The 26,687-nt window shown below is 59.6% G+C and carries 25 protein-coding genes and 1 pseudogene; 15 read left to right on the top strand and 11 right to left on the bottom strand.

The window, feature by feature from the left end:
* Window positions 1-26 precede the first annotated feature (26 nt).
* Window positions 27-260: a hypothetical protein gene (locus AB7M26_RS01230; RefSeq protein WP_008067281.1), complete on the bottom strand. Its 234-nt coding sequence runs from the start codon at window positions 258-260 to the stop codon at window positions 27-29.
* The gene (locus AB7M26_RS01225) at window positions 257-754 is read right to left on the bottom strand and encodes a hypothetical protein (RefSeq protein WP_123498937.1); all 498 of its coding nucleotides are present in this window, start codon (window positions 752-754) and stop codon (window positions 257-259) included. The genes AB7M26_RS01230 and AB7M26_RS01225 overlap by 4 nt, the downstream gene beginning before the upstream one ends.
* Before the next feature lie 478 nt (window positions 755-1,232).
* Here AB7M26_RS01225 and AB7M26_RS01220 point away from each other — a divergent pair.
* Window positions 1,233-1,600: pseudogene (locus AB7M26_RS01220) on the top strand (DUF6124 family protein).
* Between the two features lie 287 nt (window positions 1,601-1,887).
* Here AB7M26_RS01220 and AB7M26_RS01215 read toward each other — a convergent pair.
* Complete coding sequence (locus AB7M26_RS01215) at window positions 1,888-2,604, bottom strand: SIMPL domain-containing protein (protein ID WP_123498939.1); 717 nt, start codon at window positions 2,602-2,604, stop codon at window positions 1,888-1,890.
* A gap of 322 nt (window positions 2,605-2,926) precedes the next feature.
* Here AB7M26_RS01215 and AB7M26_RS01210 point away from each other — a divergent pair, with 322 nt between their 5' ends.
* The 4 genes from AB7M26_RS01210 to AB7M26_RS01195 all read left to right on the top strand — a co-directional run bounded on the left by AB7M26_RS01210 (window position 2,927) and on the right by AB7M26_RS01195 (window position 7,493).
* Window positions 2,927-4,189, top strand: a complete 1,263-nt coding sequence (locus AB7M26_RS01210; protein ID WP_008067291.1) for an ATP-binding protein — start codon at window positions 2,927-2,929, stop codon at window positions 4,187-4,189.
* A complete protein-coding gene (locus AB7M26_RS01205) occupies window positions 4,182-4,742 on the top strand; it encodes a response regulator transcription factor (RefSeq protein ID WP_007901386.1) in 561 nt (186 codons plus the stop codon). Before AB7M26_RS01210 ends, AB7M26_RS01205 begins: the two co-directional genes overlap by 8 nt.
* Before the next feature lie 96 nt (window positions 4,743-4,838).
* Window positions 4,839-6,566 (top strand): ABC transporter ATP-binding protein/permease, encoded by a 1,728-nt coding sequence (locus AB7M26_RS01200; protein WP_123498941.1) that lies wholly within the window; start codon window positions 4,839-4,841, stop codon window positions 6,564-6,566.
* A 177-nt stretch (window positions 6,567-6,743) separates the two neighbouring features.
* Window positions 6,744-7,493: a FadR/GntR family transcriptional regulator gene (locus AB7M26_RS01195; protein WP_032836338.1), complete on the top strand. Its 750-nt coding sequence runs from the start codon at window positions 6,744-6,746 to the stop codon at window positions 7,491-7,493.
* A gap of 247 nt (window positions 7,494-7,740) precedes the next feature.
* On the opposite strand, the gene AB7M26_RS01190 is transcribed toward AB7M26_RS01195, so the two are convergent.
* Window positions 7,741-7,932: a hypothetical protein gene (locus tag AB7M26_RS01190; protein ID WP_123498943.1), complete on the bottom strand. Its 192-nt coding sequence runs from the start codon at window positions 7,930-7,932 to the stop codon at window positions 7,741-7,743.
* 14 nt (window positions 7,933-7,946) lie between these two features.
* Complete coding sequence (locus AB7M26_RS01185; protein WP_123498945.1) at window positions 7,947-9,278, bottom strand: phospholipase; 1,332 nt, start codon at window positions 9,276-9,278, stop codon at window positions 7,947-7,949.
* A gap of 233 nt (window positions 9,279-9,511) precedes the next feature.
* Here AB7M26_RS01185 and kdgD point away from each other — a divergent pair, with 233 nt between their 5' ends.
* From kdgD to AB7M26_RS01160, 5 genes are all read left to right on the top strand, one after another.
* Window positions 9,512-10,423, top strand: coding sequence for a 5-dehydro-4-deoxyglucarate dehydratase (gene kdgD / locus AB7M26_RS01180; protein WP_123498947.1), 912 nt, complete (start codon window positions 9,512-9,514; stop codon window positions 10,421-10,423).
* 60 nt (window positions 10,424-10,483) lie between these two features.
* Entirely contained in the window at window positions 10,484-11,929 is a 1,446-nt protein-coding gene (locus AB7M26_RS01175) for an aldehyde dehydrogenase family protein (RefSeq protein ID WP_123498949.1), read from the top strand.
* A gap of 160 nt (window positions 11,930-12,089) precedes the next feature.
* Window positions 12,090-13,457, top strand: a complete 1,368-nt coding sequence (locus tag AB7M26_RS01170) for an MFS transporter (RefSeq protein ID WP_008015294.1) — start codon at window positions 12,090-12,092, stop codon at window positions 13,455-13,457.
* Between the two features lie 11 nt (window positions 13,458-13,468).
* Window positions 13,469-15,022: a galactarate dehydratase gene (garD, locus tag AB7M26_RS01165; RefSeq protein ID WP_429387628.1), complete on the top strand. Its 1,554-nt coding sequence runs from the start codon at window positions 13,469-13,471 to the stop codon at window positions 15,020-15,022.
* Window positions 15,023-15,125: 103 nt separating this feature from the next.
* On the top strand, window positions 15,126-16,067 hold the full coding sequence (locus AB7M26_RS01160) for an AEC family transporter (RefSeq protein WP_123498954.1): 942 nt from the start codon (window positions 15,126-15,128) through the stop codon (window positions 16,065-16,067).
* 155 nt (window positions 16,068-16,222) lie between these two features.
* Here AB7M26_RS01160 and AB7M26_RS01155 read toward each other — a convergent pair whose 3' ends face one another.
* The 6 genes from AB7M26_RS01155 to gatC all read right to left on the bottom strand — a co-directional run bounded on the left by AB7M26_RS01155 (window position 16,223) and on the right by gatC (window position 21,489).
* Window positions 16,223-16,603: a carboxymuconolactone decarboxylase family protein gene (locus AB7M26_RS01155; protein ID WP_123498956.1), complete on the bottom strand. Its 381-nt coding sequence runs from the start codon at window positions 16,601-16,603 to the stop codon at window positions 16,223-16,225.
* Window positions 16,600-17,661 (bottom strand): calcium/sodium antiporter, encoded by a 1,062-nt coding sequence (locus AB7M26_RS01150; protein WP_123498958.1) that lies wholly within the window; start codon window positions 17,659-17,661, stop codon window positions 16,600-16,602. Before AB7M26_RS01150 ends, AB7M26_RS01155 begins: the two co-directional genes overlap by 4 nt.
* Before the next feature lie 50 nt (window positions 17,662-17,711).
* The gene (locus AB7M26_RS01145) at window positions 17,712-18,086 is read right to left on the bottom strand and encodes a septal ring lytic transglycosylase RlpA family protein (RefSeq protein ID WP_048396578.1); all 375 of its coding nucleotides are present in this window, start codon (window positions 18,084-18,086) and stop codon (window positions 17,712-17,714) included.
* A gap of 191 nt (window positions 18,087-18,277) precedes the next feature.
* Window positions 18,278-19,723 (bottom strand): Asp-tRNA(Asn)/Glu-tRNA(Gln) amidotransferase subunit GatB, encoded by a 1,446-nt coding sequence (gene gatB, locus AB7M26_RS01140; RefSeq protein WP_123498962.1) that lies wholly within the window; start codon window positions 19,721-19,723, stop codon window positions 18,278-18,280.
* Window positions 19,724-19,733: 10 nt separating this feature from the next.
* Window positions 19,734-21,185, bottom strand: coding sequence for an Asp-tRNA(Asn)/Glu-tRNA(Gln) amidotransferase subunit GatA (gatA, locus tag AB7M26_RS01135; RefSeq protein WP_123498964.1), 1,452 nt, complete (start codon window positions 21,183-21,185; stop codon window positions 19,734-19,736).
* A 16-nt stretch (window positions 21,186-21,201) separates the two neighbouring features.
* Window positions 21,202-21,489 (bottom strand): Asp-tRNA(Asn)/Glu-tRNA(Gln) amidotransferase subunit GatC, encoded by a 288-nt coding sequence (gatC, locus tag AB7M26_RS01130; RefSeq protein ID WP_047537661.1) that lies wholly within the window; start codon window positions 21,487-21,489, stop codon window positions 21,202-21,204.
* A gap of 210 nt (window positions 21,490-21,699) precedes the next feature.
* On the opposite strand from gatC, the gene mreB reads away from it, so the two are divergent.
* From mreB to rng, 5 genes are all read left to right on the top strand, one after another.
* Window positions 21,700-22,737 (top strand): rod shape-determining protein MreB, encoded by a 1,038-nt coding sequence (gene mreB / locus AB7M26_RS01125; protein WP_002555108.1) that lies wholly within the window; start codon window positions 21,700-21,702, stop codon window positions 22,735-22,737.
* 142 nt (window positions 22,738-22,879) lie between these two features.
* Window positions 22,880-24,010 carry a rod shape-determining protein MreC gene (mreC, locus tag AB7M26_RS01120; RefSeq protein WP_123498966.1) on the top strand — a complete coding sequence of 377 codons (1,131 nt, stop codon included), beginning with the start codon at window positions 22,880-22,882 and terminating at the stop codon, window positions 24,008-24,010.
* Window positions 24,010-24,501, top strand: a complete 492-nt coding sequence (gene mreD, locus AB7M26_RS01115) for a rod shape-determining protein MreD (protein WP_123498968.1) — start codon at window positions 24,010-24,012, stop codon at window positions 24,499-24,501. Before mreC ends, mreD begins: the two co-directional genes overlap by 1 nt.
* Before the next feature lie 44 nt (window positions 24,502-24,545).
* On the top strand, window positions 24,546-25,142 hold the full coding sequence (locus AB7M26_RS01110) for a Maf family protein (protein ID WP_123498970.1): 597 nt from the start codon (window positions 24,546-24,548) through the stop codon (window positions 25,140-25,142).
* A gap of 57 nt (window positions 25,143-25,199) precedes the next feature.
* A complete protein-coding gene (gene rng, locus AB7M26_RS01105; protein ID WP_008067330.1) occupies window positions 25,200-26,657 on the top strand; it encodes a ribonuclease G in 1,458 nt (485 codons plus the stop codon).
* The last annotated feature ends 30 nt before the right edge of the window (window positions 26,658-26,687 follow it).

The raw sequence follows: 26,687 nt of genomic DNA, 5'->3' as shown, positions 1-26,687 counted from the left end.
TCACGTTTCTTGAATGAGCGCATGGCTCACGCCGCATACCGGGTCCGACTAAAAAACAGCGCAGCCCCGAGGGCGATAGCATTGGTTGAAACGATGCCTAGATCGAAGCCTGCGATGAAAGGCGGCAGCATCAAAATACTCGAAAACCCCAGAGCGACCAGCGCAATGCCCAGCCATTTTCTGAGGCCATAGGATTTCAGATAGAAGAACAACAGCAGGAACACTGCATAAGCCACGGCGTACAGGCCATATTCGTTCATGGTCTCACCCGCCTTGAGTCTTGATGATCATGGACGATGCTGAGTGCTGAGTGCTGAGGGCCTATGCCGCCGCTGACCTGTGCATCCAGGCTGACGATGACATCGCCGGCGTGATAAGTCGGCAATGTGCTCAGCGTGAACTCGCGGACTGCCCATCCCAGCGGGATGGCCGCAGCGGGCATGAATTTACCTGCCGCTGCGGCGAAAACACCACTGGTGAGGTTGGCGATACTTGTTCGTTGGGCATTGAGTAAATCCCCCTGTAGCCGGGTCAGGGGTTTGGAGATCCCGACCATCATTTGGCAAGGCAAATCCTTGGCGAGCATTTTGTCGTAGAGCTCCACCACCAGATTGCTCACTTCATAGTGGGCGGCTTTCGCTTCACCAAAATGCAGTGTTCTGAGGCCACCCCGTTCACTGGCTGACAGAGTGAAGCGCGATACGTTGAAGACAATTCCATGGTTGCCGGAAAACTGATCCCTTTCAAACTTCAATGCTCGCGTCCTTATCGAGTCTGGAAAGGCAGGGAGTTTCTCTTAGCTCCTGGGCTTTCGCAAATGCAAAATCAAAAGCAGATGACACCGCCCTGCTGTGTGCGGGCTTGCTCGCGAAGGCTGCCTGACAACCGGCCAATCTGTTAATGGGTGTTTAAGAAATTAGTCTTGGCCATAGAACTTTCCCACGCATCTTTCAGGTTGCCGGGTAGGAAGCAGTGCCTCTAATCTTTGGTTGTCACTGAAAACTCAGTGATCGGGAGTGAGATCCCGGCTAAACGATTGGAAACCCACGCGAGCCACTCCATAATTGCCGCCAGCTTATCCGCTGCCAGCAAATGCGTTATGGCGGCTGTGTGCGGGCAGACCTCGGTCTGGCCGGGTTCCTTTTGCCGGTAATCTCACACCGCACATAGCTGCCACCTCTTCGCCGAGTGAGATCGGAAATTGATGGTTCCAATTTCAAAAGGAAAATTGCATGGATAAGTTAATCCCGGACCCACCCTTCAACACCACCACCCCAACGCCGAAGCCTTGCGCACTGAAGAACTACTTAAAGATCGTGAAGCCATAAAACGCGCCCTCGATTACTACCTCGATCCACCCGCCCCATACGCCCCGACACCCCGTCGTCCCAGCACGATGTATATGATCGCCCCCAACATGGATACCGAAAGCCTGTTGGCACAAGCCTGCGAGTCATTGGCCTCGGCCGGTGTCCTGGCCAGTGATTTCGCCACCCTCCTGATCGGCCCGCAGCGCAATACAGTGTTGGCGATTCAACAGATCATCATGCTGGCGGAGCTGGCGGTGAACCGGGCGTTGGATAACGTCGATCTGGCGTAGACACACCGCAAACAATGTGGAAGCGGGTTTGCTCGCGAAGACGGCGGTACATCCAGCATCGCAGTGCCTGACACACCGCTTTCGCGGGCAAGCCCGCTCCCACAGGATTTGTGCTGATTTGAAGTTGGTGCATGACCTTGTGGGAGCGGCGGTGCGACGATTCGACTTGCCCGCGATTGACGGCAGATCAATCAACACAAGGCCTGACGGACAAACTCCATTTCTTCAGGGCACAAAAAAACCGGCGATCACTTATTGATCGCCGGTTTTCGTTCAACCCTTACCAATCACTGCATCAACACTTCAATCGCCCCATCCGCCGTCATGCTGACCTGGCTGGTCCCTGCTTCAACTTCCGGGGTCACGGGCGCTGAATCCATGGCCGCGGCTTTCATCATCATCGGCCCGCGCATGTACGGTTGTGGATAACCGTTGCTGTTGAGGTTCAGGTTGACGATTTTGTAGCTCTTGCCGCCCAGGGCGTCGGTGGCCAGTTGGGCGCGGGACTTGAAGGCGGTCACGGCTTCTTTGAGCAGGGCGTCTTCGCTGGCCTTACGGGTTGGCGTCGCGATGGCGAAGTCCATGCCGCCCATTTTCAGGTCGGTGAGCAGTTCGCCGGTGAGCTTGGAGAGGGCGGCGAAATCCGAGCTTTCCAGGCGCAGTTCGGCGCGTTCACGCCAGCCGGTGATTTTCTGGCCTTTGGTGTCGTAGATCGGGTAGCTGTTGCGGCTGCCCTGGCGCAGGGTGATGTCTTTGACTTCTTTAGCCTGTGCCAGCGCCTTGTTCATGGTGGTGCTGACGTCGGCGGCGAGTTTGGCCGGGTCGCTGTTTTGCTCTTCGGTGTAGAGGGTCACGATCATCAGGTCGCGGGCCACTTCCTGGCTGACTTCGGCGCGCAGGGAGATCTGGTTGTAATGCAATTCGTCGACGGCCAGGGCTGGAAGGCTGGCGACGGTGCCAACGCTTAAGGCAAGAAGGGCGGCGCTGCGGCGCAATGTGTGCATGAGAAGCTCCTTGGACGATGCGCAGGGGTTAAGGTCCGAACCTGCGTGAAACCATCAGACTCTAGCTTCAATGGTCCGGTTCGCACAGTTACAACTTCTATACAGATAATCAGCAGGTGGCTGCTTCGCAGCCAATCGCGGGCAAGCCACGCTCCCACAGGGGAACGCATTCCAATGTGGGAGCGTGGCTTGCCCGCGAAGGCGTCCTTATAGACGCAGCAATCCTTTCTGCCATGTGGTCGTTTGCCGCACTTTTGCCTCTCAGGCCCGCGGCTTGGTTATACTCCGTGCGATCCGCCTGGAGCGCTCATCAGGAGAGCTCATGCTCGCCCCCGTTCAAATTACTTCCGCCACTCGTCAGAACCTCTGGCGGCTCACGTTCATCCGCACCTTGGTGCTGGCCGCTCAGGCCGGTTCTGTGGGGTTGGCCTACTGGTTCGACCTGTTGCCGTTGCCGTGGGTGCAACTGGCAATGACCCTGGGTTGCTCGATGCTGCTGTGCGCGTTCACGGCGGTTCGTCTGCGCACGTCGTGGCCGGTGACCGAGCTCGAATACGCCGTGCAACTGGCCTGTGACCTGTTTATCCACAGTGCCTTGCTGTACTTCTCCGGCGGCTCGACCAATCCGTTCGTCTCTTATTACCTGGTGCCATTGACCATCGCCGCCGTGACGCTGCCATGGCGCTATTCGGTGATTCTGTCGGGTATCGCGCTGGCGCTTTATACGTTGCTGCTGGCGCAGTTCTACCCGCTGGAAACGTTCCCGATCGCCCGGGAAAACCTGCAGATCTACGGCATGTGGCTGAGCTTTGCCCTGGCGGCGGCGGTGATCACGTTCTTTGCCGCCCGCATGGCCGAAGAGCTGCGTCGTCAGGAAGAATTGCGTGCCATTCGTCGCGAAGAAGGCCTGCGCGATCAGCAATTGCTGGCCGTCGCGACCCAGGCGGCGGGTGCCGCCCATGAGCTGGGCACACCGCTGGCGACCATGAGCGTGCTGCTCAAGGAAATGCGCCAGGACCATCCAGACCCGCTGTTGCAGGACGATTTGAGCGTGCTGCAGGATCAGGTCAAACTCTGCAAAGAGACCTTGCAGCAGTTGGTCCGGGCGGCGGAAGCCAATCGTCGCTTGGCGGTGGAGATGCAGGACGTCACCGACTGGCTCGACGAAGCCCTGAACCGCTGGCACTTGATGCGTCCGGAAGCCAGTTATCGCTTCCAGCGCCTGGGCCAGGGGACCGTGCCGCGCATGGCACCGCCGCCGGACCTGACCCAGGCGCTGCTGAATTTGCTGAACAACGCCGCCGATGCGTGCCCCGAAGGCTTGCAAGTGACGCTGGACTGGAATGCCGAGGACTTGACCATCAGCATTCGCGACCATGGCGCCGGTGTGCCACTGGCCATTGCCGAGCAGATTGGCAAACCGTTTTTTACCACCAAGGGCAAAGGTTTCGGCCTGGGCCTGTTTTTGAGCAAGGCCAGCGTGACACGCGCCGGCGGCTCAGTGAAACTCTACAGTCATGAGGAAGGTGGCACGCTTACCGAGCTGCGCCTGCCCCGTGTCGCCCGAGGAGACGAACATGAGTGACGAGATCCAAGTCGAAGGCGAAGAACTGCCGCATTTGCTGCTGGTAGACGACGACGCAACCTTCACCCGCGTGATGGCTCGCGCCATGGCTCGCCGTGGTTTTCGCGTCAGTACCGCAGGGTCCGCCGAAGAAGGCCTGACCATCGCCCAGGCCGACATTCCGGATTACGCCGCCCTGGATCTGAAAATGGACGGCGATTCGGGGCTGGTGTTGCTGCCCAAGCTGCTGGAACTCGACCCGGAAATGCGCGTGGTGATCCTCACCGGTTACTCGAGCATTGCCACCGCCGTCGAGGCGATCAAGCGTGGCGCCTGCAATTACCTGTGCAAACCGGCGGACGCCGATGATGTGCTGGCCGCGTTGCTCTCCGAGCACGCCGACCTCGACACCCTGGTGCCGGAAAACCCGATGTCGGTGGACCGCCTCCAGTGGGAGCACATCCAGCGCGTATTGACCGAGCACGAAGGCAACATCTCCGCTACCGCCCGCGCCTTGGGCATGCACCGCCGCACGCTGCAACGCAAACTGCAGAAGCGTCCGGTCCGTCGCTGAACCGGCGCTGAACAATTGTTGTCACACCTCGTTACAAGCCGAGCCGATCATTTATGATCGGCTCGTGTGTGTTCTTTTCTTTATCGAGCCTTATCCATGAATCAGAACGCTGAATATTCCGCGGTCAACGATGCTGTGCGCGGGCAGTTTTTTCGCAAAGTCTGGGCGATGACCACGCCTTACTGGCACAGCGAAGAGAAGGGCAAGGCCTGGACGTTGCTGATCGCGGTGATCGCGCTGTCGTTGTTCAGCGTGGCGATTTCGGTGTGGATCAACAGTTGGTACAAGGATTTCTACAACGCCCTGCAGAGGAAGGATGACGCGGCGTTCTGGCAATTGATCCTGTACTTCTGCGGCATCGCCGCCGTGGCGATTCTCGGCGCGGTGTACCGGCTTTACCTGACTCAGATGCTGACCATTCGCTGGCGAGCCTGGCTCACCGAAAAGCATTTCGCCCGTTGGCTCGGCAACAAGAATTACTACCAGCTGGAGCAGGGCGGTTACACCGATAACCCGGACCAGCGGATTTCCGAAGACCTCAATAAATTCACCACCAACACCTTGGGCCTGGGCCTTGGTTTGATCCGTAACGTCGTTAGCCTGGTGTCGTTTTCGATCATTTTGTGGGGCGTGTCGGGCAGCATCGAAGTGTTTGGTTTCACGATCCCCGGCTACATGTTCTGGTGCGCACTGGTTTACGCCGCGGTCGGCAGTTGGCTGACGCATGTGATCGGTCGGCGCTTGATCGGCCTCAACAATAACCAGCAACGTTTCGAAGCCGACCTGCGTTTCTCCATGGTGCGGGTCCGTGAGAATGCCGAGAGCATTGCGCTGTATAACGGCGAGCCGAACGAGAACCGTCGTCTGAGCAGTCGCTTTGGCCTGGTCTGGCACAATTTCTGGGACATCATGAAAGTGTCCAAGCGCCTGACCTTCTTCACTTCCGGTTATGCCCAGATCGCAATTATTTTCCCGTTCATGGTCGCTGCGCCGCGTTACTTCGCCGGCAAGATCGAGCTAGGTGAGCTGATGCAAATCAACTCCGCGTTCGGCAACGTGCAGGAGAACTTCAGCTGGTTCATCAGCGCGTACCAGGACCTCGCCGAGTGGCGTGCCACTTGTGATCGTCTGCTGAGTTTCCGCCAGGCAATGACTGACAACGAAGAGCGTTCGCCAGCCATCGACGTGCAGAATCAAGGCTCGGCGTTGAAGGTGCACAACCTTGGCCTCGACCTCGCTGACGGTCGTCATCTGCTGACCAACGCCGACATGACCGTGGAGGAGGGCGAGCGCGTCATGCTCAGCGGTCGTTCTGGCAGCGGCAAATCGACTTTGCTGCGGGCGATGGGGCACCTTTGGCCGGCCGGCCACGGCAGCATCTGTCTGCCGACGGGACGGTATTTGTTCCTGCCGCAAAAACCCTATCTGCCGATTGGCACCTTGCGCGAGGCGCTGAGTTATCCACAGCCCGGCGACACCTACCCGCACGAGCGCTACGTCCACGTGCTGGAAACCTGCCGCTTGCCGCACCTGGTTTCGCGTCTGGATGAAGCCAACCACTGGCAGCGCATGCTTTCGCCGGGCGAGCAGCAACGTCTGGCCTTCGCCCGCGCGCTGCTTTATGCGCCGCAATGGCTGTACATGGACGAAGCCACTTCGGCGATGGACGAAGAAGATGAAGCGTCGTTGTATCAGGCGTTGATCGATGAATTGCCTGGACTGAGCATCGTCAGTGTTGGCCATCGCAGCAGCTTGAAGCGCTTCCATCCACGGCATGTGCGTATCGAGAATGGGCATCTGGTAGACCAGGCCGTGACCGCCTGACACCACACCCTCTGTAGGAGCGAGGCTTGCCCGCGAAGGCCTTCACGCGGTTTCCGACTGAGGGCCGCGTTATCGTTCTTCGCGGGCAAGCCTCGCTCCTACGGGTGTGGTGGTGATCGTACAACTCGCATGCGCTATGATGCGGATTCAGCCGAATTTTTGAGACAGACGTTCACCATGGAAAACCCGATCGACGCACCTCGCCTCCCTCGCAAGCGCCGCAGCCTCGCTCAGGAACTGGTGACGGTGCTGTCCGAGCAGATCCGCGACGGTCACCTCAAGCGTGGCGACAAGTTGCCCACCGAGTCGGCGATCATGGATGCCCATGGCGTCAGTCGCACCGTGGTGCGCGAAGCGATTTCCCGTTTGCAGGCCGCAGGCCAGGTCGAAACCCGTCATGGCATCGGCACCTTCGTGCTCGATACCCCGAGCCCGAGCGGTTTCCGTATTGATCCGGCCACCGTGGTGACCTTGCGCGATGTGCTGGCAATTCTGGAATTGCGCATCAGCCTGGAAGTGGAATCCGCCGGCCTTGCCGCGCAACGTCGCAGCCCGGAGCAACTGGCGTTGATGCGCGCGGCACTGGATGCATTGAATGAAAGTGTCTCCCATGCCAGCGATGCCGTTGCGTCCGACTTCCAGTTCCACCTGCAAATCGCCCTGGCGACGGGCAACCGCTATTTCACCGACATCATGACCCACCTGGGCACCAGCATCATTCCGCGAACGCGCCTGAACTCCGCGCGCCTGGCTCATGATGATCAGCAGCACTACATGAATCGTCTGAGCCGTGAGCATGAAGAGATTTATGATGCGATTGCACGGCAGGATTCCGATGCGGCGCGGGCGGCAATGCGTTTGCACCTGACGAATAGCCGCGAGCGGTTGCGCCAGGCGCATGAAGAGGCGCAGGCGCAGCGGGGCTGAGCGTCGCCAGAAAGGACGCCATCGCGGGCAAGCCCGGCTCCCACAGGTTTTGTGTGTGTTCACATTCTTGTGATCGACACAAAACCTGTGGGAGCCGGGCTTGCCCGCGATGGGGTCAGTAGCCTTCAATTAATCGTTCAGATTGTCTTCAAAATGGTTTGTGTGTGTTCACACTTTTGCGATCGACACAAAATTCTGTGGGAGCCGGGCTTGCCCGCGATGGGGTCAGTAGCCTTCAATTAATCTTTCAGATTGTCTTCAAAATTCCCCGGTCCACCCTCACCGCCAACTCAGCAGCCCCAGGTTTGGCATCGAAAACCGCATGCCCGCGTTCATCCACAAGCGCCCGGGCAATTGGCAAGCCTTTCGACAGCAACTCCAGCGGCGCGCCTTTCAGCGACTGGCCAGAAGCCAGTTCCAGTTTCAATTTGATAGTCATCAGTGATCTCCTTATCAGGCATTGGCCGCTGAATTCAGCGCGCCAGTTGGTTGGTAGTCCTTGAGCAGCAGATACGTGCTCCAGCCCCACCAGTCGTCCACCGTGGCGGTATCGTTCAGGTTGTTGACGTCCTTGCGCCGCAATACCTTGTTGCCCTCGACCTTGAACAGTGGCGAGAAATTGCCGGCCGGGTTCAGAACCGCTTGCAGGTCGGGCAGCCTTTTCAACGCAGCAAAGCTGCCGGCCGATGGTGCAGTGCCACTGAGGTACGCCGCGAATACTTCATCCGCAGACACCTGAACGGCCTGATTCACCTGGGCGCGATTGGCGCTGTCGATCGCGTCGAAGTAGCGCTTGTCGCCATAGGCGTGCCAGCGATCGCCGTTGCCATTGCTCACGTTGAGGCCGAACTTGCTGTCTTCATCGTGCATGAAGCGGGTAATCAACGAGCCGAGGTCACTGGGCGTGACCACTGCCGCCAACCGTTTGCGCGGTACTCGCAGGTGACCGGCGGAATACAGGTCGGTCAAAGAGTGATCGGCAAAAGCGTTCATCGCATAGGCCAGTTCCAACTGCTTTTCATCGCCGCTGTTGTGGGCCAGCACTGCTTGTTGCAGCGCTGCCGTGTGCCCGGCGATGTAGGCCAGCAACGCCCATTCGGCAAAGTGGTCAGCATTGTTGGCGGCCAGTTTCAGATAACGCCCCAAAGGGAATAGCGCCGAAACGAAACTGCCGCCACCGGTGATCTTGTTCCACTCTTCCGACAACGTATCACCGAGGGCGTCATAAGCCTCATGAGGCTGTTTTCCGTCCCTGATCGCTTGATTGATGGCGGCGATTTCTTTCTGCATGACACCGAGGATCAACTTCGCCTCGGCGTTTGAGGCCGGCAGTACCGCCAGGGAGTTGAAGGCGTTGGTAAAGCGCTGGATTCGGTCTACGGCTGTTGCGCCTTCGCAGATCGGTTGGTCGGGAATTCCATAAAAATCACCCCCCAGCGCAATCACTTGTCCATAGGTCAATGCCAGGCCATTGGGCAGGTGCAACTCCACCTGCGAGGCCGGTATGGCAGGTGCATCCTTGACGAAGCGCAGCAGGGTGCTGTCGCCGATCGCGGTATGTTCTGCACCTTCAAACCTCAGCTGCGGCGTGCCTTTCAGCGATTTCTCCGGTGGCGTCGGCAGCGGGCCCTGACGCTGATGTTTGAGGTTGTGATGGCTGCCGGCGGTGAGTTTAAGTGTGTCGCCATTGCCAGAAAGGGCGATGCCGTGCTCGGTAAACAGATCATCCAGATCGGCGATGATCTGTCGGGTATTTTCCTTCGGTTGTGCGTATAGACCTGACATTTCTAGCTCCTTGATATGTCGTAGGTAGAATCAAATAACTGTATGTATATACAGTTGTCTGGATCATAGATCAGAAATTTCCTACGTCAAGGGATTACTTTTTCCGACGCAAATTTTGCGGCTCGCGATGAAATGCAGTTGACGGTTGTATTTTAAGTTGTACGATGACCTACAACTTCGGCGAAGGCTGAACGGTTTTCTCACACAACGTTGCTACCCAGGGTGTTCGAATAATGAATCCACAAGAACTGAAGTCCATCCTCTCTTCCGGTCTGCTGTCATTCCCGGTCACCGACTTCAATGCTCAGGGCGATTTCCATCGCGCGGGCTACATCAAGCGTCTCGAATGGCTGGCCCCATACGGCGCCTCGGCATTGTTCGCCGCGGGCGGCACCGGTGAGTTCTTCTCTCTGGCGGCCAGCGAATATTCGGAAATCATCAAGACAGCCGTCGACACTTGCGCTACCAGCGTGCCAATTCTTGCCGGCGTAGGCGGCGCCACCCGCCAGGCCATCGAATACGCTCAGGAAGCCGAGCGTCTGGGCGCCAAAGGCCTGTTGCTACTGCCGCACTACCTGACCGAAGCCAGCCAGGATGGTGTTGCCGACCACGTTGAAGCGGTATGCAAATCGGTAAAAATCGGCGTGGTGGTTTACAACCGCAACGTCTGCCGCCTGACCGCGCCACTGCTGGAACGTCTGGCCGAGCGCTGCCCGAACCTGATCGGTTACAAGGATGGCCTGGGCGATATCGAGTTGATGGTGTCGATCCGTCGCCGCCTTGGTGATCGCTTCAGCTACCTGGGCGGTTTACCGACCGCTGAAGTCTACGCCGCGGCCTACAAGGCGCTGGGCGTACCGGTTTACTCCTCGGCGGTGTTCAACTTCATCCCGAAAACCGCGATGGATTTCTACCACGCCATTGCTCGCGAAGATCACGCCACCGTCGGCAAGATCATCGACGACTTCTTCCTGCCGTACCTGGACATCCGCAACCGCAAGGCCGGTTACGCCGTGAGCATCGTCAAGGCCGGGGCGAAAATCGCAGGCTATGACGCTGGCCCTGTGCGTGCGCCGCTGACCGATCTGACGGGCGAAGAGTACGAAATGCTCGCCGCGCTGATCGACAAGCAAGGTGCGCAATAACACTCGATAAAACCAAGGCCGCTGAGCAATCAGCGGCTTTTTGCGTGAGGAGATCTTCAAGTGGCTGATGCAAAGCGTTACGACAACTACATTAATGGCGAATGGGTGGCGGGCAGTGATTACTGCGCCAACATCAACCCGTCGGAGTTGACCGATACCATCGGCGATTACGCCAAGGCTGATCTGGCTCAAGTCCACGCCGCCATCGACGCCGCTCGCGCCGCGTTCCCGGCCTGGTCCACTTCGGGCATTCAGGCACGTCACGATTCCCTGGATAAAGTCGGCAGCGAGATCCTCGCCCGTCGCGAAGAACTCGGCACCTTGCTGGCCCGGGAAGAGGGCAAGACCCTACCCGAAGCCATCGGCGAAGTGACTCGCGCCGGTAACATCTTCAAGTTCTTCGCCGGTGAATGCCTGCGCCTGTCCGGCGACTATTTGCCGTCGGTGCGTCCGGGCGTCAACGTCGAAGTGACCCGCGAAGCATTGGGTGTGGTCGGCCTGATCACCCCGTGGAACTTCCCGATCGCGATCCCGGCGTGGAAAATCGCACCGGCTCTGGCTTACGGCAACTGCGTGGTGCTCAAACCTGCGGACCTGGTTCCAGGTTGCGCCTGGGCGCTGGCGGAAATCATCTCCCGTGCAGGCTTCCCGGCCGGCGTGTTCAACCTGGTGATGGGCAGTGGTCGGGTGGTTGGCGATGCGCTGGTGCAGAGCCCGAAAGTTGATGGCATCAGCTTCACCGGTTCCGTGGGCGTGGGTCGCCAGATCGCTGTTAGCTGCGTGTCGCGTCAGGCCAAGGTTCAGCTGGAAATGGGCGGCAAGAACCCGCAGATCATTCTCGATGACGCCGACCTCAAGCAAGCGGTCGAGCTGTCGGTACAGAGCGCGTTCTATTCCACCGGCCAGCGTTGCACCGCGTCGAGCCGCTTCATCGTCACCGCCGGGATTCACGACAAATTCGTCGAAGCCATGGCCGAGCGCATGAAGTCGATCAAGGTTGGCCATGCGCTGAAAACCGGCACTGATATTGGTCCGGTCGTTTCGCAGGCTCAGCTTGAACAGGACATGAAATACATCGACATCGGCCAGTCCGAAGGTTCGCGTCTGGTCAGTGGCGGTGGTCTGGTGACGTGCGACACAGAAGGCTACTTCCTCGCGCCGACGCTGTTTGCCGACAGCACAGCGGCGATGCGCATCAGCCGCGAAGAGATCTTCGGCCCGGTGGCCAACATCGTTCGCGTCGCCGATTACGAGGCAGCGCTGGCCATGGCCAACGACACCGAGTTCGGCCTGTCAGCGGGTATCGCCACCACGTCGCTGAAGTACGCCAACCACTTCAAGCGCCACTCCCAGGCCGGGATGGTGATGGTCAACCTGCCGACCGCCGGCGTGGATTACCACGTTCCGTTTGGTGGGCGTAAAGGTTCATCCTATGGCTCACGTGAGCAAGGTCGCTATGCACAAGAGTTTTACACGGTCGTGAAGACCAGCTACATCGGCTCCTGATACACGCAATACCTGTGGGAGCTGGCCTGCCAGCGATAGCATCATCGCGGTGTGACTGACACACCGAGTGGCCTGTATCGCTGGCAGGCCAGCTCCCACAAAAGACAGACCAAAGAAGATTCACCCGCGCATAAAAATAATCAGTGGGAGTACATCTACAATGCAATCGACCAAGCCGACTCACGTCCGCTATTTGATCCTGCTCATGCTGTTTCTGGTGACCACGATCAACTACGCCGACCGGGCCACTATCGCAATCGCTGGCTCCAGCCTGCAAAAAGACCTCGGCATCGACGCGGTCACCCTCGGTTATATCTTCTCCGCATTCGGTTGGGCCTACGTGGCCGGGCAAATTCCCGGTGGCTGGCTGCTGGACCGTTTCGGTTCGAAAAAAATCTACGCGCTGAGCATCTTCACCTGGTCGCTGTTCACCGTGCTGCAGGGCTATGTCGGTGAGTTCGGCATGTCCACGGCGGTGGTTGCGCTGTTCATGCTGCGCTTTTTGGTGGGCCTGGCAGAAGCGCCATCCTTCCCCGGCAATGCACGCATCGTGGCGGCCTGGTTCCCGACCGCTGAGCGCGGTACAGCGTCTGCGATTTTCAACTCGGCGCAATACTTCGCCACTGTGTTGTTCGCACCGCTGATGGGCTGGATCGTTTACAGCTTCGGCTGGCAGCACGTGTTTATCGTCATGGGGGTGATCGGCATCATCTTCTCGGGGATCTGGCTGAAGGTGATCTACAGCCCGCGCCAGCACCCGATGATCAACGACGCCGAGTTCAAGCACATCGCCGACAACGGCGGCATGGTCGACATGGACCAGGATAAAGGCAAAGGCAAAAAAGGCGACGGTCCGAAGTGGGACTACATCCGCCAGCTGCTGACCAACCGGATGATGCTCGGCGTGTATCTGGGCCAGTACTGCATCAACGGCATCACCTACTTCTTCCTGACCTGGTTCCCGGTGTACCTGGTGCAGGAGCGCGGCATGACCATCCTCAAGGCTGGTTTCATTGCCTCGCTGCCGGCGATCTGCGGGTTTATCGGTGGTGTGCTTGGCGGGGTGATTTCCGATTACCTGCTGCGCAAAGGCCACTCGCTGACCTTCGCCCGCAAGGCGCCGATCATCGCCGGCCTGCTGGTGTCCAGCAGCATCGTGGCCTGCAACTATGTGGACGTGGAATGGATGGTCGTCGGCTTCATGGCCCTGGCCTTCTTCGGCAAAGGCGTGGGCGCGTTGGGCTGGGCCGTGGTGTCCGACACCTCGCCGAAACAGATCGCCGGTCTCAGCGGCGGCCTGTTCAACACCTTCGGCAACATTGCGTCGATCACCACGCCGATCGTTATCGGCTACATCATCAGCTCCACCGGTTCATTCAAATGGGCGCTGGTGTTCGTCGGTTGCAACGCGCTGGTAGCCGTCTTCAGCTATCTGGTGATCGTTGGCCCGATTAAACGTGTGGTACTCAAAGAGCCGCCTGTCAGCGGTCCTGAAACCAACAATAAGTTATCTGAAGCGCATTCCTGAGGAGCGGCGTCATGCAGTTGATTGAACATTCCGACTCGCCGCGCTACATCCGCCTGCACGAGCGGGACAATGTGGTGATCGTGGTCAACGATCAGGGCGTACCGGCCGGCACCGAATTCCCCGATGGTTTGGTCACCGTGGATTTCGTGCCGCAGAGCCACAAGGTCACCCTCGAGGACATTCCCGAGGGTGGCCAGGTGATTCGTTACGGCCAGACGATCGGCTACGCGTTGCAGCCGATTCCTCGCGGCAGCTGGGTCAAGGAAGATCAACTGCGCATGCCGACCGCGCCGCCGCTGGACAGCTTGCCGCTGTCCACCGAAGTGCCGGTCGCGCAGGCACCGCTGGAAGGCTTCACCTTCGAGGGTTTTCGCAACGCCGACGGCACCGTCGGCACGCGCAACATTCTGGGCATCACCACCACCGTGCAGTGCGTTACCGGCGTGCTGGATCACGCGGTGAAACGCATCAAGGACGAGTTGCTGCCCAAGTATCCGCACGTCGATGACGTGGTGGCGCTGACCCACAGTTACGGCTGCGGCGTGGCGATCACCGCCACCGACGCGTACATCCCGATCCGCACCGTGCGCAATCTGGCGCGCAACCCGAACCTGGGTGGCGAAGCGTTGGTGATCAGCCTGGGCTGCGAGAAATTGCAGGCCGGGCAGGTGATGCACGATAACGACAGTTCGGTGGATTTGAGCGAGCCGTGGCTGTACCGCTTGCAGGACTCCAGCCACGGTTTCACCGAGATGATCGAGCAGATCATGGAACTGGCCGAAGCCCGCTTGAAAAAGCTCGATCTGCGTCGTCGGGAAACCGTGCCGGCGTCCGAGCTGATCCTCGGCATGCAGTGCGGCGGCAGCGATGCGTTCTCTGGCATCACTGCCAATCCGGCGCTCGGTTACGCCTCGGACCTGTTGCTGCGGGCCGGTGCGACGGTGATGTTTTCCGAAGTCACCGAGGTGCGCGACGCGATTTACCTGCTGACGTCCCGCGCCGAAACCGAGGAAGTGGCTCAGGAACTGGTGCGGGAAATGGACTGGTACGACCGTTACCTGGCCAAGGGCGAAGCGGATCGCAGTGCCAACACCACGCCGGGGAACAAGAAGGGCGGGTTGTCGAACATTGTCGAGAAGTCGCTGGGCTCGATCGTCAAGTCCGGCAGCAGCGCGATCAACGGGGTGCTCGGCCCTGGCGAGCGATTCAAGCGAAAAGGGCTGATTTTCTGCGCGACCCCGGCCAGTGATTTTGTCTGCGGGACGTTGCAGTTGGCGGCGGGGATGAACCTGCATGTGTTCACCACCGGGCGGGGTACGCCTTATGGGTTGGCGATGGCGCCGGTGGTAAAGGTGTCGACCCGCACAGAACTGGCGCAACGCTGGCCGGATTTGATCGATATCGATGCCGGGCGAATTGCTACCGGGCGAGCGTCGATTGAAGAGCTTGGCTGGGAGTTGTTCCACTACTACCTGGACGTGGCCAGCGGCAAGAAACAGACGTGGGCGGAGCAGCATAAGCTGCACAACGACATTACCTTGTTCAATCCTGCGCCTATCACCTGATCCTGTGGCGAGGGAGCTCATCGCCTGCTGGTCTACCAGACGCCGGAGTCCCCAGTGGCTTATCATTAGCCCCCTAACGACGCCCACCCAAGGTTCTCCCGGCATGCTGGCTATTTTCCTCGAAACCCTGAACATCACCGCGCCGGTGTTTGCCATGCTGTTTCTGGGGGCGCTGCTCAAGCGCATCGACTGGATCAACGACAACTTCATTCATACCGCGTCGGCCCTGGTGTTCAACGTCACCATGCCGGCGTTGCTGTTTCTGGGCATCTTGCATGCCGACCTGCATGCCGCGCTGCAACCGGCGCTGCTGATCTACTTCTCGATTGCCACGCTGATGTGTTTTGCGATTGCCTGGGGCTGGGCGATCTGGAAATGCCCGCGGGAAGATCGGGGCATCTACACCCAAGGCGCGTTTCGCGGTAACAACGGCGTTATCGGTCTGGCACTGGCGGCGAGCATGTACGGCGACTACGGGATTTCCCTTGGGGCCATACTCGCGGCGTTGGTGATCCTGTTCTACAACACGCTCTCGACCATCGTGCTGGCGGTCTACAGCCCGGTGATCAAGTCTGACCCGTGGAGCATCTGCAAGAGCGTGATGGTCAACCCGCTGATCATCAGCGTGTTTGCGGCGACGCCGTTTGCGTATTTCAAGATTGGTTTGCCGGGGTGGCTGGAAACGTCCGGCCAGTACCTGGCACAAACCACCTTGCCGTTGGCGTTGATCTGCATCGGGGGCACGTTGTCGCTGGCGGCGATGCGCAAAAGCGGCACGATGGCGCTGAGTTCAAGCCTGGTGAAGATGATCGGCCTGCCAGTGCTGGCGACGCTTGGCGCCTGGCTCTGGGGTTTTCGCGGGGCGGAATTGGGGATTCTGTTTTTGTACTTCGGCAGCCCGACCGCCGCGGCCAGTTTCGTCATGGCCCGACAGGCCAATGGCAATCATGAACTGGCGGCAGCGATCATCGTGATTACCACGCTGATGGCGGCAGTTACCACCAACGTCGGGATCTTTTTGTTGCAGTGGGGTGGGTGGATTTAACCGAAGGTTTTGCGGTGTTCTTCAGGGCCTCATCGCGAGCAGGCTCGCTCCCACACAGGTCTTCAGTGCTTATGCAATTTATGCAACAAGGCAGATCCCTGTGGGAGCGGGCTTGCCCGCGATGACGATGTTACTGACGGCGAAAATCCAGGGACTTACTCCGGCTTCTGATACGTATCAATCACTTCCTGCGCCGCCCGAAACGCATCGATCGCCGCCGGCACACCGGCATACACCGCGCAATGCAGCAGTGCTTCGCGAATTTCTTCCACGGTGCAGCCATTGTTCAGTGCACCACGCACGTGGCCTTTCAGTTCTTGCGGGCACTTCAGCGCGGTCAGCGCGGCGAGGGTGATCAGGCTGCGGGTTTTCAGCGGCAGACCTTCACGGTTCCAGACCCCGCCCCAGGCGTGTTCGTTGACGAAGTCCTGTAACGGTTGGGTGAATTCGGTGGCGTTGCCCAAGGCGCGGTCGACGAAGGCGTCGCCCATCACTTGGCGACGGACTTCAACCCCAGACTTTTTATCAGTGCTCATGGCAATTCCCTCTTGTGGTGTTGGCGACGCCAGGCGCGTAGCGAGGTGAACAGCAAAAACGCCCCCAGCGCCGGCAGGACGAAAAACAGCATCAGGTGTTCAAGCTTGCCGGCCAGTGGCATACCGGTGGTGAACGACACCACGTGCAGCCCATAGGCCAGGTACAAACCCAAGAACAGCAGGCCTTCGGCGCGAGTCACCCGGTAGCCGGAATAGAACACCGGCAGGCACAGCACCGCGACACCGAGCATCACCGGCAGGTCGAAATCCAGAGCGTTCGGCGAGACCGACAGCGGCGACGGCGCGATCAATGCGGTAAGCCCTAGCACGCCCAACAGGTTGAGCAGATTGCTGCCGATTACGTTGCCTACCGCGATGTCCCGCTGACCGCGCAACGCGGCGATCAACGAAGTGGCCAGCTCCGGCAGGGACGTGCTGACGGCGACGATCGTCAGGCCGATGATCCGCTCCGACAACCCCAGGTCGGTCGCAACCGACACCGCGGCGCCGAGCAGCAAGTGCCCGGCGAATACCAGCATCGCCAGCCCGGCGACAATCATCAGCAGGCTGCCGAACCAGGGTGCCTGCCGTGCGTCATGTGCGCCCGATGGCGGACGGGCCGAGTGCCGCGACTGGCGCAGCAGCAAGCCCAGATACAGCACCAGCGCGGCCAGCAGCAGCATGCCGTCGAACCGGTTCAGTTCTTCGTTCCATGCCAGTACGAACACCAGCAGGCTGGCGCCGATCATCAGCGGAATATCCAGGCGCACCAATTGCCGCGAAACCCGCAGCGGAATAATCAGCGCCGAGAGCCCGAGGGTGACGAGGATGTTGAAGATGCTGCTGCCGATCACGCTGCCAACGGCGATGTCGGCGTTTTGCGCCAGGGTGGCTTGCAGGCTGACCGCCATCTGCGGTGCGCTGCTGCCGAGGGCCACGATGGTCAGGCCGATGATCAGCGGCCGCACATGCAGTCGCGCGGCCAGGCGCACGGCGGCGCGCACCATCAATTCGGCACCGGCGATCAGTAAAAACAGACCGCTGAACAATTCAATCACGCTGATCAGGGGTAAATCGGCAAGTCCGAAAATAGTCAGCGCTCCGTCTATCAGTCGTCGAGGGCTTGCACGCGAACTTTCGCGGTGCCACTGCGCAGCATGCCCAACTGTTCGGCCGCTTCACGTGACACGTCAATCAGGCGCCCACGAGAGTATGGCCCACGGTCGTTGACGCGCACCACGCAGGACCTGTCGTTATTCAGGTTGGTAATCTTCACCCGGGTGCCGAACGGCAACTGGCGATGAGCGGCGGTCAGGCCGTGCTGGTTGAAACGCTCGCCGCTGGCGGTGCGTTTGCCATGGTGTTTGGCGCCGTAATACGAAGCTACGCCGGTCTTGTCGTAGCCGTGTGGATCAACAACATCCGTGCTGGCGCAACCGGCCAGCAGAGAGAGCAGGGCGCAGGCACTGAGCAGACGCTTCATTTAAAAGGCTCCCAAAATAAATGTGGCGAGGGAGCTTGCTCCCGCTCGGCCGCGAAGCGGTCGCAAAATCGGCTGATGCATTCTTGCTGAAAGAATGCGGTTGCCCATTTGGGTCTGCTTCGCAGACCAGCGGGAGCAAGCTCCCTCGCCACAGGGAATGGAGCCAATATTTAGAACTGGCTCCATTCTCATCAGCCTTCGAGCTTGCTTTTAAGCAGTTCGTTGACCTGTTGCGGGTTGGCCTTGCCTTTGGAGGCTTTCATGGCCTGGCCGACGAAGAAGCCGAACATCTTGCCGCGTTTGGCTTCGTCTGCCGCGCGGTATTGTTCGACCTGCTCGGCGTTGGCCGCGAGCATTTCGTCCAGCACCGCCGAGATCGCGCCGGTGTCGGTCACTTGCTTGAGGCCGCGCTTGTCGATGATCTCGTCTGCGCTGCCTTCGCCGTTGGCCATGGCTTCAAAGACCACCTTGGCGATCTTGCCGGAGATGGTGTTGTCCTTGATGCGCAGCAGCATGCCACCCAGTTGCTCGGCCGAAACCGGCGACTGGTCGATGTCCAGGCCTTGCTTGTTCAACAGGCTGCCCAGTTCAACCATCACCCAGTTAGCTGCCAGTTTGGCGTCACCGCCGATGCTCGCGACTTTCTCGAAGTAATCGGCTTGCTCGCGGCTGGTGGCCAGGACGCTGGCGTCGTAGACCGACAGACCGAACTGTTCCTGGAAGCGCTCGCGTTTCTGCGGTGGCAGTTCTGGCAGGGTGGCGCGCACGTCGTCGAGGAACGAGTCCTCGATGACGACCGGCAGCAGGTCCGGATCGGGGAAGTAACGGTAGTCGTTGGCTTCTTCTTTACTGCGCATCGGACGGGTTTCGTCCTTGTTCGGATCGTACAGGCGGGTCTGCTGAATCACTTTGCCGCCGTCTTCGATCAACTCGATCTGACGCTGCACTTCGGTGTTGATCGCCTTCTCGATGAAGCGGAACGAGTTGACGTTCTTGATCTCGCAGCGTGTACCGAATTCAACCTGACCCTTTGGACGGATCGACACGTTGCAGTCGCAACGCAGCGAACCTTCGGCCATGTTGCCGTCACAGATTCCCAGGTAACGCACCAGTGCATGGACAGCCTTGACGTAAGCCACGGCTTCCTTGGCGCTGCGCATGTCCGGCTCGGAAACGATTTCCAGCAACGGCGTGCCGGCGCGGTTCAGGTCGATACCGGTGGCACCGTTGAACTCTTCGTGCAGGCTTTTACCGGCGTCTTCTTCCAGGTGCGCGCGGGTAATGCCGACGCGTTTGACCGTGCCGTCTTCCAGCGCGATGTCCAGGTGGCCCTTGCCGACGATCGGCAATTCCATCTGGCTGATCTGGTAGCCCTTGGGCAGGTCCGGGTAGAAATAGTTTTTGCGGGCGAACACGTTGTGCTGGCCGATCTCGGCATCGATGGCCAGACCGAACATCACCGCCATGCGCACCGCTTCCTGGTTCAGCACCGGCAATACGCCGGGCATGCCGAGGTCTACCAGGCTGGCCTGGGTGTTCGGCTCGGAACCGAAAGTGGTGGAGCTACCGGAAAAGATTTTCGACCGGGTGGTGAGCTGGGTATGAATCTCCAGCCCGATCACGACTTCCCATTGCATGTGTTTCTCCTCAGAAGCCGGTTGGGGTGCGGGTGTGCCAGTCAGTGTTTTGCTGATACTGATGGGCAACGTTCAACAGGCGGCCTTCCTGGAAATACGGGGCGAGCAACTGCACGCCGACCGGCAGCCCATCGACAAAACCTGCAGGCATGGACAAGCCCGGCAGACCGGCGAGGTTGGCGGTGATGGTGTAGACGTCTTCCAGGTACGCAGCGACCGGGTCGCTGTTCTTGGCGCCAAGCTTCCAGGCCGGGTTCGGCGTGGTTGGGCCGAGGATGATGTCGACCTCATTAAAGGCCGCCATGAAGTCGTTCTTGATCAGGCGACGGATTTTCTGCGCCTTCAGGTAGTAGGCGTCGTAGTAACCGGCCGACAGCGCGTAGGCACCGACCATGATCCGGCGCTGCACTTCCGGGCCGAAACCTTCGCCACGGGAACGCTTGTACAGGTCTTCCAGGTTTTTCGGATCTTCGCAGCGATAGCCGAAACGCACGCCGTCGAAACGCGACAGGTTGGAAGACGCTTCCGCCGGGGCGATCACGTAGTACGCAGGGATTGCATGCTGCATGTTCGGCAGGCTGATTTCCTTGACCACGGCACCGAGCTTTTTCAGCTCTTCAACGCTGGCCATGACCAGGTCGGCGATGCGCGGGTCCAGACCTGCGCTGAAGTACTCCTTCGGCACGCCGATGCGCAGGCCTTGCAGCGAACCGTTGAGGCCGGCGCTGTAATCAGGCACGGGCTCGTCGATGCTGGTGGAGTCCTGCGGGTCGAAACCGGCCATGCCTTGCAGCAGGATCGCGCAGTCTTCGGCGGTGCGGGCCAATGGGCCGCCCTGATCGAGGCTGGACGCGTAGGCAATCATGCCCCAGCGCGAAACACGACCGTACGTCGGTTTCAGGCCGGTGAGGTTGGTCAGCGCGGCGGGCTGACGAATCGAACCGCCGGTGTCGGTGCCCGTCGCCGCTGGCAACAGACGAGCGGCCACCGCAGCCGCCGAACCGCCAGACGAACCGCCCGGAACGTGTTCCAGGTTCCACGGGTTTTTCACCGGGCCGTAGTAGCTCGACTCGTTGGCCGACCCCATGGCGAATTCGTCCATGTTGGTCTTGCCCAAGGTCACGGCCCCGGCAGCAGCCAGTTTGGCGACCACGGTGGCGTCGTACGGTGCTTTAAAGTTGTCGAGCATCTTCGAGCCGCAGCTGGTGCGGATGCCCTGGGTGCAGAACAGGTCTTTGTGCGCGATCGGCGCGCCGAGCAGGGCGCCGCTCTCACCGTTGGCCCGACGAGCGTCAGCGGCTTTCGCCTGCTGCAGCGCCAGGTCTTCGGTGAGGCTGATGAAACTGTTGAGCTGCGGGTCGAGCTGGGCGATACGCGCCAGCAGGACTTTGGTCAGCTCTTCGGAAGAAAACTTTTTATCGGCGAGTCCGCGGGCGATCTCGGCCAGAGTCAATTGATGCATTGCAGGCTCTTTCCCTTTAGTCGATGACTTTCGGAACCAGATACAGGCCGTTTTCGACCGCTGGTGCGATGGACTGATAGGCCTCGCGATGATTGGTTTCGGTCACGACGTCTGCACGCAGGCGCTGGCTCGCTTCCAATGGGTGGGCCAGCGGCTCGATACCGTCGGTATTGACCGCTTGCATTTCGTCGACCAGCCCGAGAATGCTGTTCAGGGCCGAAGTGATATGTGGAAGATCGGCTTCATTGAGGCCAAGGCAGGCCAAATGAGCGATTTTTTCCACGTCGGAGCGTTCAAGCGCCATGGGATTCTCCAGTGGAAAACAGAACGGACGGCGTCCGTGTGTTAGATTGTCGGAACACTACCGCATTTCTACGGTCTCAAGGCCGCGATTGTGGGGCTTGGTGCACAGAAAAGCGGCCAATTTAACATATTGGCGCCTTGCCCAAAATCCCTGTCGTTGTTAGAGTTTGCCGCACTTTTTTACCCACGCGTTGCCTAGGGTCCCTTTCCCATGTTCAAGAAACTGCGTGGCATGTTTTCCAGCGATCTTTCCATTGACCTGGGCACTGCCAACACCCTTATTTACGTGCGCGAGCGCGGTATCGTCCTGAATGAGCCATCGGTTGTGGCTATTCGGACACACGGTAACCAGAAAAGTGTCGTTGCTGTCGGCACCGAGGCCAAGCGCATGCTCGGCCGTACGCCGGGCAACATTGCTGCCATTCGTCCGATGAAGGACGGTGTGATCGCCGACTTCAGCGTCTGCGAAAAAATGCTGCAATACTTTATCAACAAGGTTCACGAAAACAGCTTTCTGCAGCCTAGCCCTCGTGTGCTGATCTGCGTTCCATGCAAATCCACCCAGGTTGAGCGTCGTGCCATCCGTGAATCGGCCCTTGGTGCCGGTGCCCGTGAAGTGTTCCTGATCGAAGAGCCGATGGCCGCTGCGATTGGTGCCGGTCTGCCGGTTGAAGAAGCTCGCGGTTCGATGGTTGTCGATATCGGTGGCGGTACCACTGAAATCGCGCTGATCTCCCTCAACGGTGTGGTCTATGCCGAATCCGTACGGGTTGGCGGCGACCGCTTCGACGAAGCGATCATCACCTACGTGCGTCGCAACTACGGCAGCCTGATCGGCGAATCCACCGCCGAGCGCATCAAACAGGAAATCGGTACGGCTTACCCGGGCGGCGAAGTTCGCGAAGTCGACGTTCGTGGCCGTAACCTGGCCGAAGGCGTTCCACGCGCATTCACCCTGAACTCCAATGAAGTGCTGGAAGCTCTGCAAGAGTCCCTGGCCACCATCGTTCAGGCCGTGAAAAGTGCACTGGAGCAATCGCCTCCGGAGCTGGCGTCCGATATCGCCGAACGTGGTCTGGTACTGACCGGTGGTGGCGCCTTGCTGCGCGACCTCGACAAGTTGCTGGCCCAGGAAACCGGTCTGCCGGTGATTGTCGCCGAAGACCCGTTGACCTGCGTTGCACGCGGCGGTGGCCGCGCATTGGAAATGATGGATAAACACACCATGGATCTGCTTTCCAGCGAATAAGTCGCCGGATCGCCTCTATGCTGTTGAGCGCGCAGGCAGCACTTTGCAGTGCTGCCTGTTGCGTTTGTCTTCTGTCAGTCTGCATCCAGGCCGGTTTGATGCCGTATGAATAAAGAGAACATTTGCCTGGGAGGAGCGGCTTATTAAACCGCTTTTCACCAAAGGCCCCTCACTGGGCGTGCGCTTGTTGGTGCTGGCCGTGCTATCGGTCGCGCTGATGGTGGTCGATGCCCGCTTCACACTGCTCAAGCCAGTGCGTAGCCAAATGTCGCTGGTGCTGATGCAGTCTTACTGGATCACCGACCTGCCGCAGCGGCTATGGCAAGGTGTGGCCAGCCAATTTGGCAGCCGAACCGAACTGGTCGCTGAAAACGAAAAACTCAAAACCGAAAACCTGCTGTTGCAGGGGCGCATGCAAAAGCTGGCCGCTCTGACCGAGCAGAACGTTCGGCTGCGCGAGCTGCTCAACTCTTCCGCGCTGGTCAACGAAAAGGTCGAAGTGGCCGAGTTGATCGGCATGGACCCCAACCCCTTTACCCATCGCATCATCATCAATAAAGGTGAGCGCGACGGTGTGATCCTCGGTCAGCCGGTGCTCGACGCCCGCGGCCTGATGGGGCAGGTGGTCGAGTTGATGCCGTATACCTCTCGCGTACTGCTGCTGACTGACACCACCCACAGCATTCCCGTGCAGGTGAACCGTAACGGTCTGCGGGCGATTGCCAGCGGCACCGGTAACCCGGAGCGCCTTGAGCTGCGTCATGTGGCCGATACCGCCGACATCAAAGAAGGCGATTTGCTGGTCAGCTCCGGCCTCGGTCAGCGTTTCCCGGCGGGTTACCCGGTGGCGACGGTCAAGGAAGTGATTCACGATTCCGGTCAACCGTTCGCCATCGTCCGTGCGGTGCCGACCGCTGCGTTGAACCGCAGTCGTTATCTGTTGTTGGTGTTCAGTGATGGACGCACCCCTGAGGAACGAGCCAACGACGCCGCTCAGGCTCAGGAAGCGCTGGACCAGCATGGCGGTGGGCCGATCATTCCCGCAACCGTGCCCAAACCGGCCGTGTCGGTGATACCGGCTGCCGTGGCTGCTCCGGCTGCTCCGGCGGTTGCACCTGCTGCCGCAACCCCGGCAACCGCTGCTCATGCTGCCAGCAAGCCACCCGCGTCGGCACCGGCCGCCGTCAAACCACCGGCGGCCCAACCCGCTGCCGTGAAGCCAGCTGCCAAACCGCCTGTTTCTGCGCCGGCTACCACTGGGGGAAGAGAATAATGGGCGGTACTACTTCATCCCGAAATGACTGGATGGTCTGGTTGACCTTCGCCATCGGCCTGCTGCTCAGCGTCTCGCCGCTGCCGCAGTTCATGGAAATCCTGCGCCCTCTATGGCTGGCCTTGCTGTTGGCCTTCTGGGCGTTGGCCCTGCCGCAGAAAGTCGGCATGGTGACCGCCTGGTGCCTGGGGCTGACCGAAGATGTGCTGTATGGCACGTTGCTGGGCCAGAATGCGTTGATCCTCACACTCATTACCTTCCTGGTGCTATCGCTGCAACAGCGCCTGCGCATGTTCCCGATGTGGCAACAGAGCCTGGTGATCCTGGTGATTTTCGGCCTCGCCCAACTGGTGCAGTTGTGGCTGAGCGCCCTGACCGGCAATCGCCAGCCGACCCTGGCCCTGGTGTTACCGGCACTGGTCAGCGCGTTGCTCTGGCCCTGGATCAGCTACGGTTTGCGCGGTTTGCGTCGACGCTACAAAATCAATTAATTCGGTCAGGCATTTGCCCATAACCTCGACAGGGAGATGTCTTGATGAAACAGCTGTACCTCGCCTCAGGCTCGCCGCGTCGGCGTGAACTGCTCACGCAGATCGGCGTGCCATTCTCCGTCATCAGCGCGGACATCGATGAAACCCCTTTACCTGAAGAATGCCCCTCGGCCTATGTCGAGCGTCTGGCGCGCAGCAAGGCCGAGGCCGGGCATGGCACGGTCGTGTCCGACGCCGATTTCTGCGTGCTGGGTGCCGACACCGCCGTGGTGCTGGACGGGAAAATTCTCGGCAAGCCGGTGGACGAAGCCGACGCATGCGCCATGCTTATGCTGTTGTCCGGGCGCGAACATGAAGTGCTGACCGCGATTGCGGTGCGCGATGGCGAGCGTTGCGAGTCTTCGGTGGTGCGCAGCCTGGTGCGTTTTCGCACCATCGACCGTGACGAAGCCGTGGCCTACTGGGCCAGCGGTGAACCCCGGGACAAGGCGGGCGGTTACGGGATTCAAGGGCTGGGCGCGGTGTTCGTCGCCGGGCTTAATGGCAGCTACTCGGCGGTGGTCGGATTGCCGTTGTGCGAAACCTGCGAGCTGCTCGGCCATTTCGGCATACCCTGTTGGCAAACCTTTAACGCGCGTTGAGCGTCGTACTGACAAGATGCGGCCATTATCGTGAACATGCCTGAACGAGACCCTGCCATGAGTGAAGAGATCCTGATCAACATCACGCCGATGGAATCGCGCGTGGCGGTGGTTGAAAACGGTGTCCTGCAAGAGGTCCATGTCGAGCGCACGCAAAAGCGCGGGATCGTCGGCAACATCTATAAAGGCAAAGTCGTGCGGGTATTGCCAGGCATGCAGGCGGCCTTCGTCGATATCGGTCTGGATCGCGCCGCGTTCATTCATGCCTCGGAGATTTCTCTTCGAGAAGGCCCGACGGTGGAAAGCATCAGTGCGCTGGTTCATGAAGGTCAAAGCCTGGTGGTGCAAGTCACTAAGGATCCGATCGGCTCCAAAGGCGCACGCCTGACCACGCAACTGTCGATTCCGTCGCGCTATCTGGTGTACATGCCGCGCACCGCCCACGTCGGCATTTCCCTGAAGATTGAGGACGAAGCCGAGCGCGAACGTCTCAAGCAGGTGGTTACCGACTGCGTGGCCAAAGAAGGCATCAAGGAGGCCGGCGGTTTCATTTTGCGTACCGCTGCCGAAGGGGCCGGGGCCGATGAAATTCTCATGGACATCCGCTATCTGCGCAGGCTCTGGGACCAGATCAACGAACAGATCAAGACCATCAGCGCGCCGAGTGTGATTTACGAAGACCTCGGCCTTGCGCTACGCACCTTGCGTGACCTGGTGAGCCCGAAGATCGAGAAGATCCGCATCGATTCCCGGGAAACCTTCCAAAAAACCACGCAATTCGTCGCCGAATTGATGCCGGAGATTGCCGACCGTCTGGAGCATTACCCTGGCGAACGGCCGATCTTCGACCTGTACGGTGTCGAAGACGAAATCCAGAAAGCCCTGGAACGCAAGGTACCGCTCAAGTCCGGCGGCTATCTGGTGGTCGATCCGGCGGAAGCCATGAGCACCATCGACGTCAATACCGGGGCCTTTGTCGGTCATCGCAACCTCGAAGAAACCATCTTCAAGACCAACCTCGAAGCCGCCACCGCCATTGCCCGTCAGCTGCGCCTGCGTAATCTGGGCGGGATTATCATCATCGACTTCATCGACATGGAAGATGAAGAACATCAGCGTCAGGTGTTGCGAACCCTCGAGAAGCAACTGGAACGCGATCACGCCAAGACCAACATCATCGGCATCACCGAGTTGGGCCTGGTGCAGATGACTCGCAAGCGCACCCGCGAGAGTCTTGAGCAAGTGCTGTGCGAACCGTGCAGCAGTTGCCAGGGTCGCGGCAAACTCAAGACGCCGGAAACCGTGTGCTACGAGATCTTCCGCGAAATCCTGCGTGAGGCCCGGGCCTATCAGGCTGAAGGCTATCGGGTGCTGGCGAATCAGAAAGTGGTCGACCGTTTGCTCGACGAAGAGTCGGGCAATGTCGCCGAGCTCGAAGGCTTTATCGGGCGCACCATTCGGTTCCAGGTGGAAACCATGTACTCCCAGGAACAATACGACGTGGTGTTGCTCTGAATCGTTGTGTTTTACCTCCACTAGAACGGC

The organism is Pseudomonas sp. F-14 TE3482 (assembly GCF_053629455.1).
Note: the sequence above shows the minus strand (reverse complement) of the source record. Positions and strands in the feature narration are given on the sequence as shown.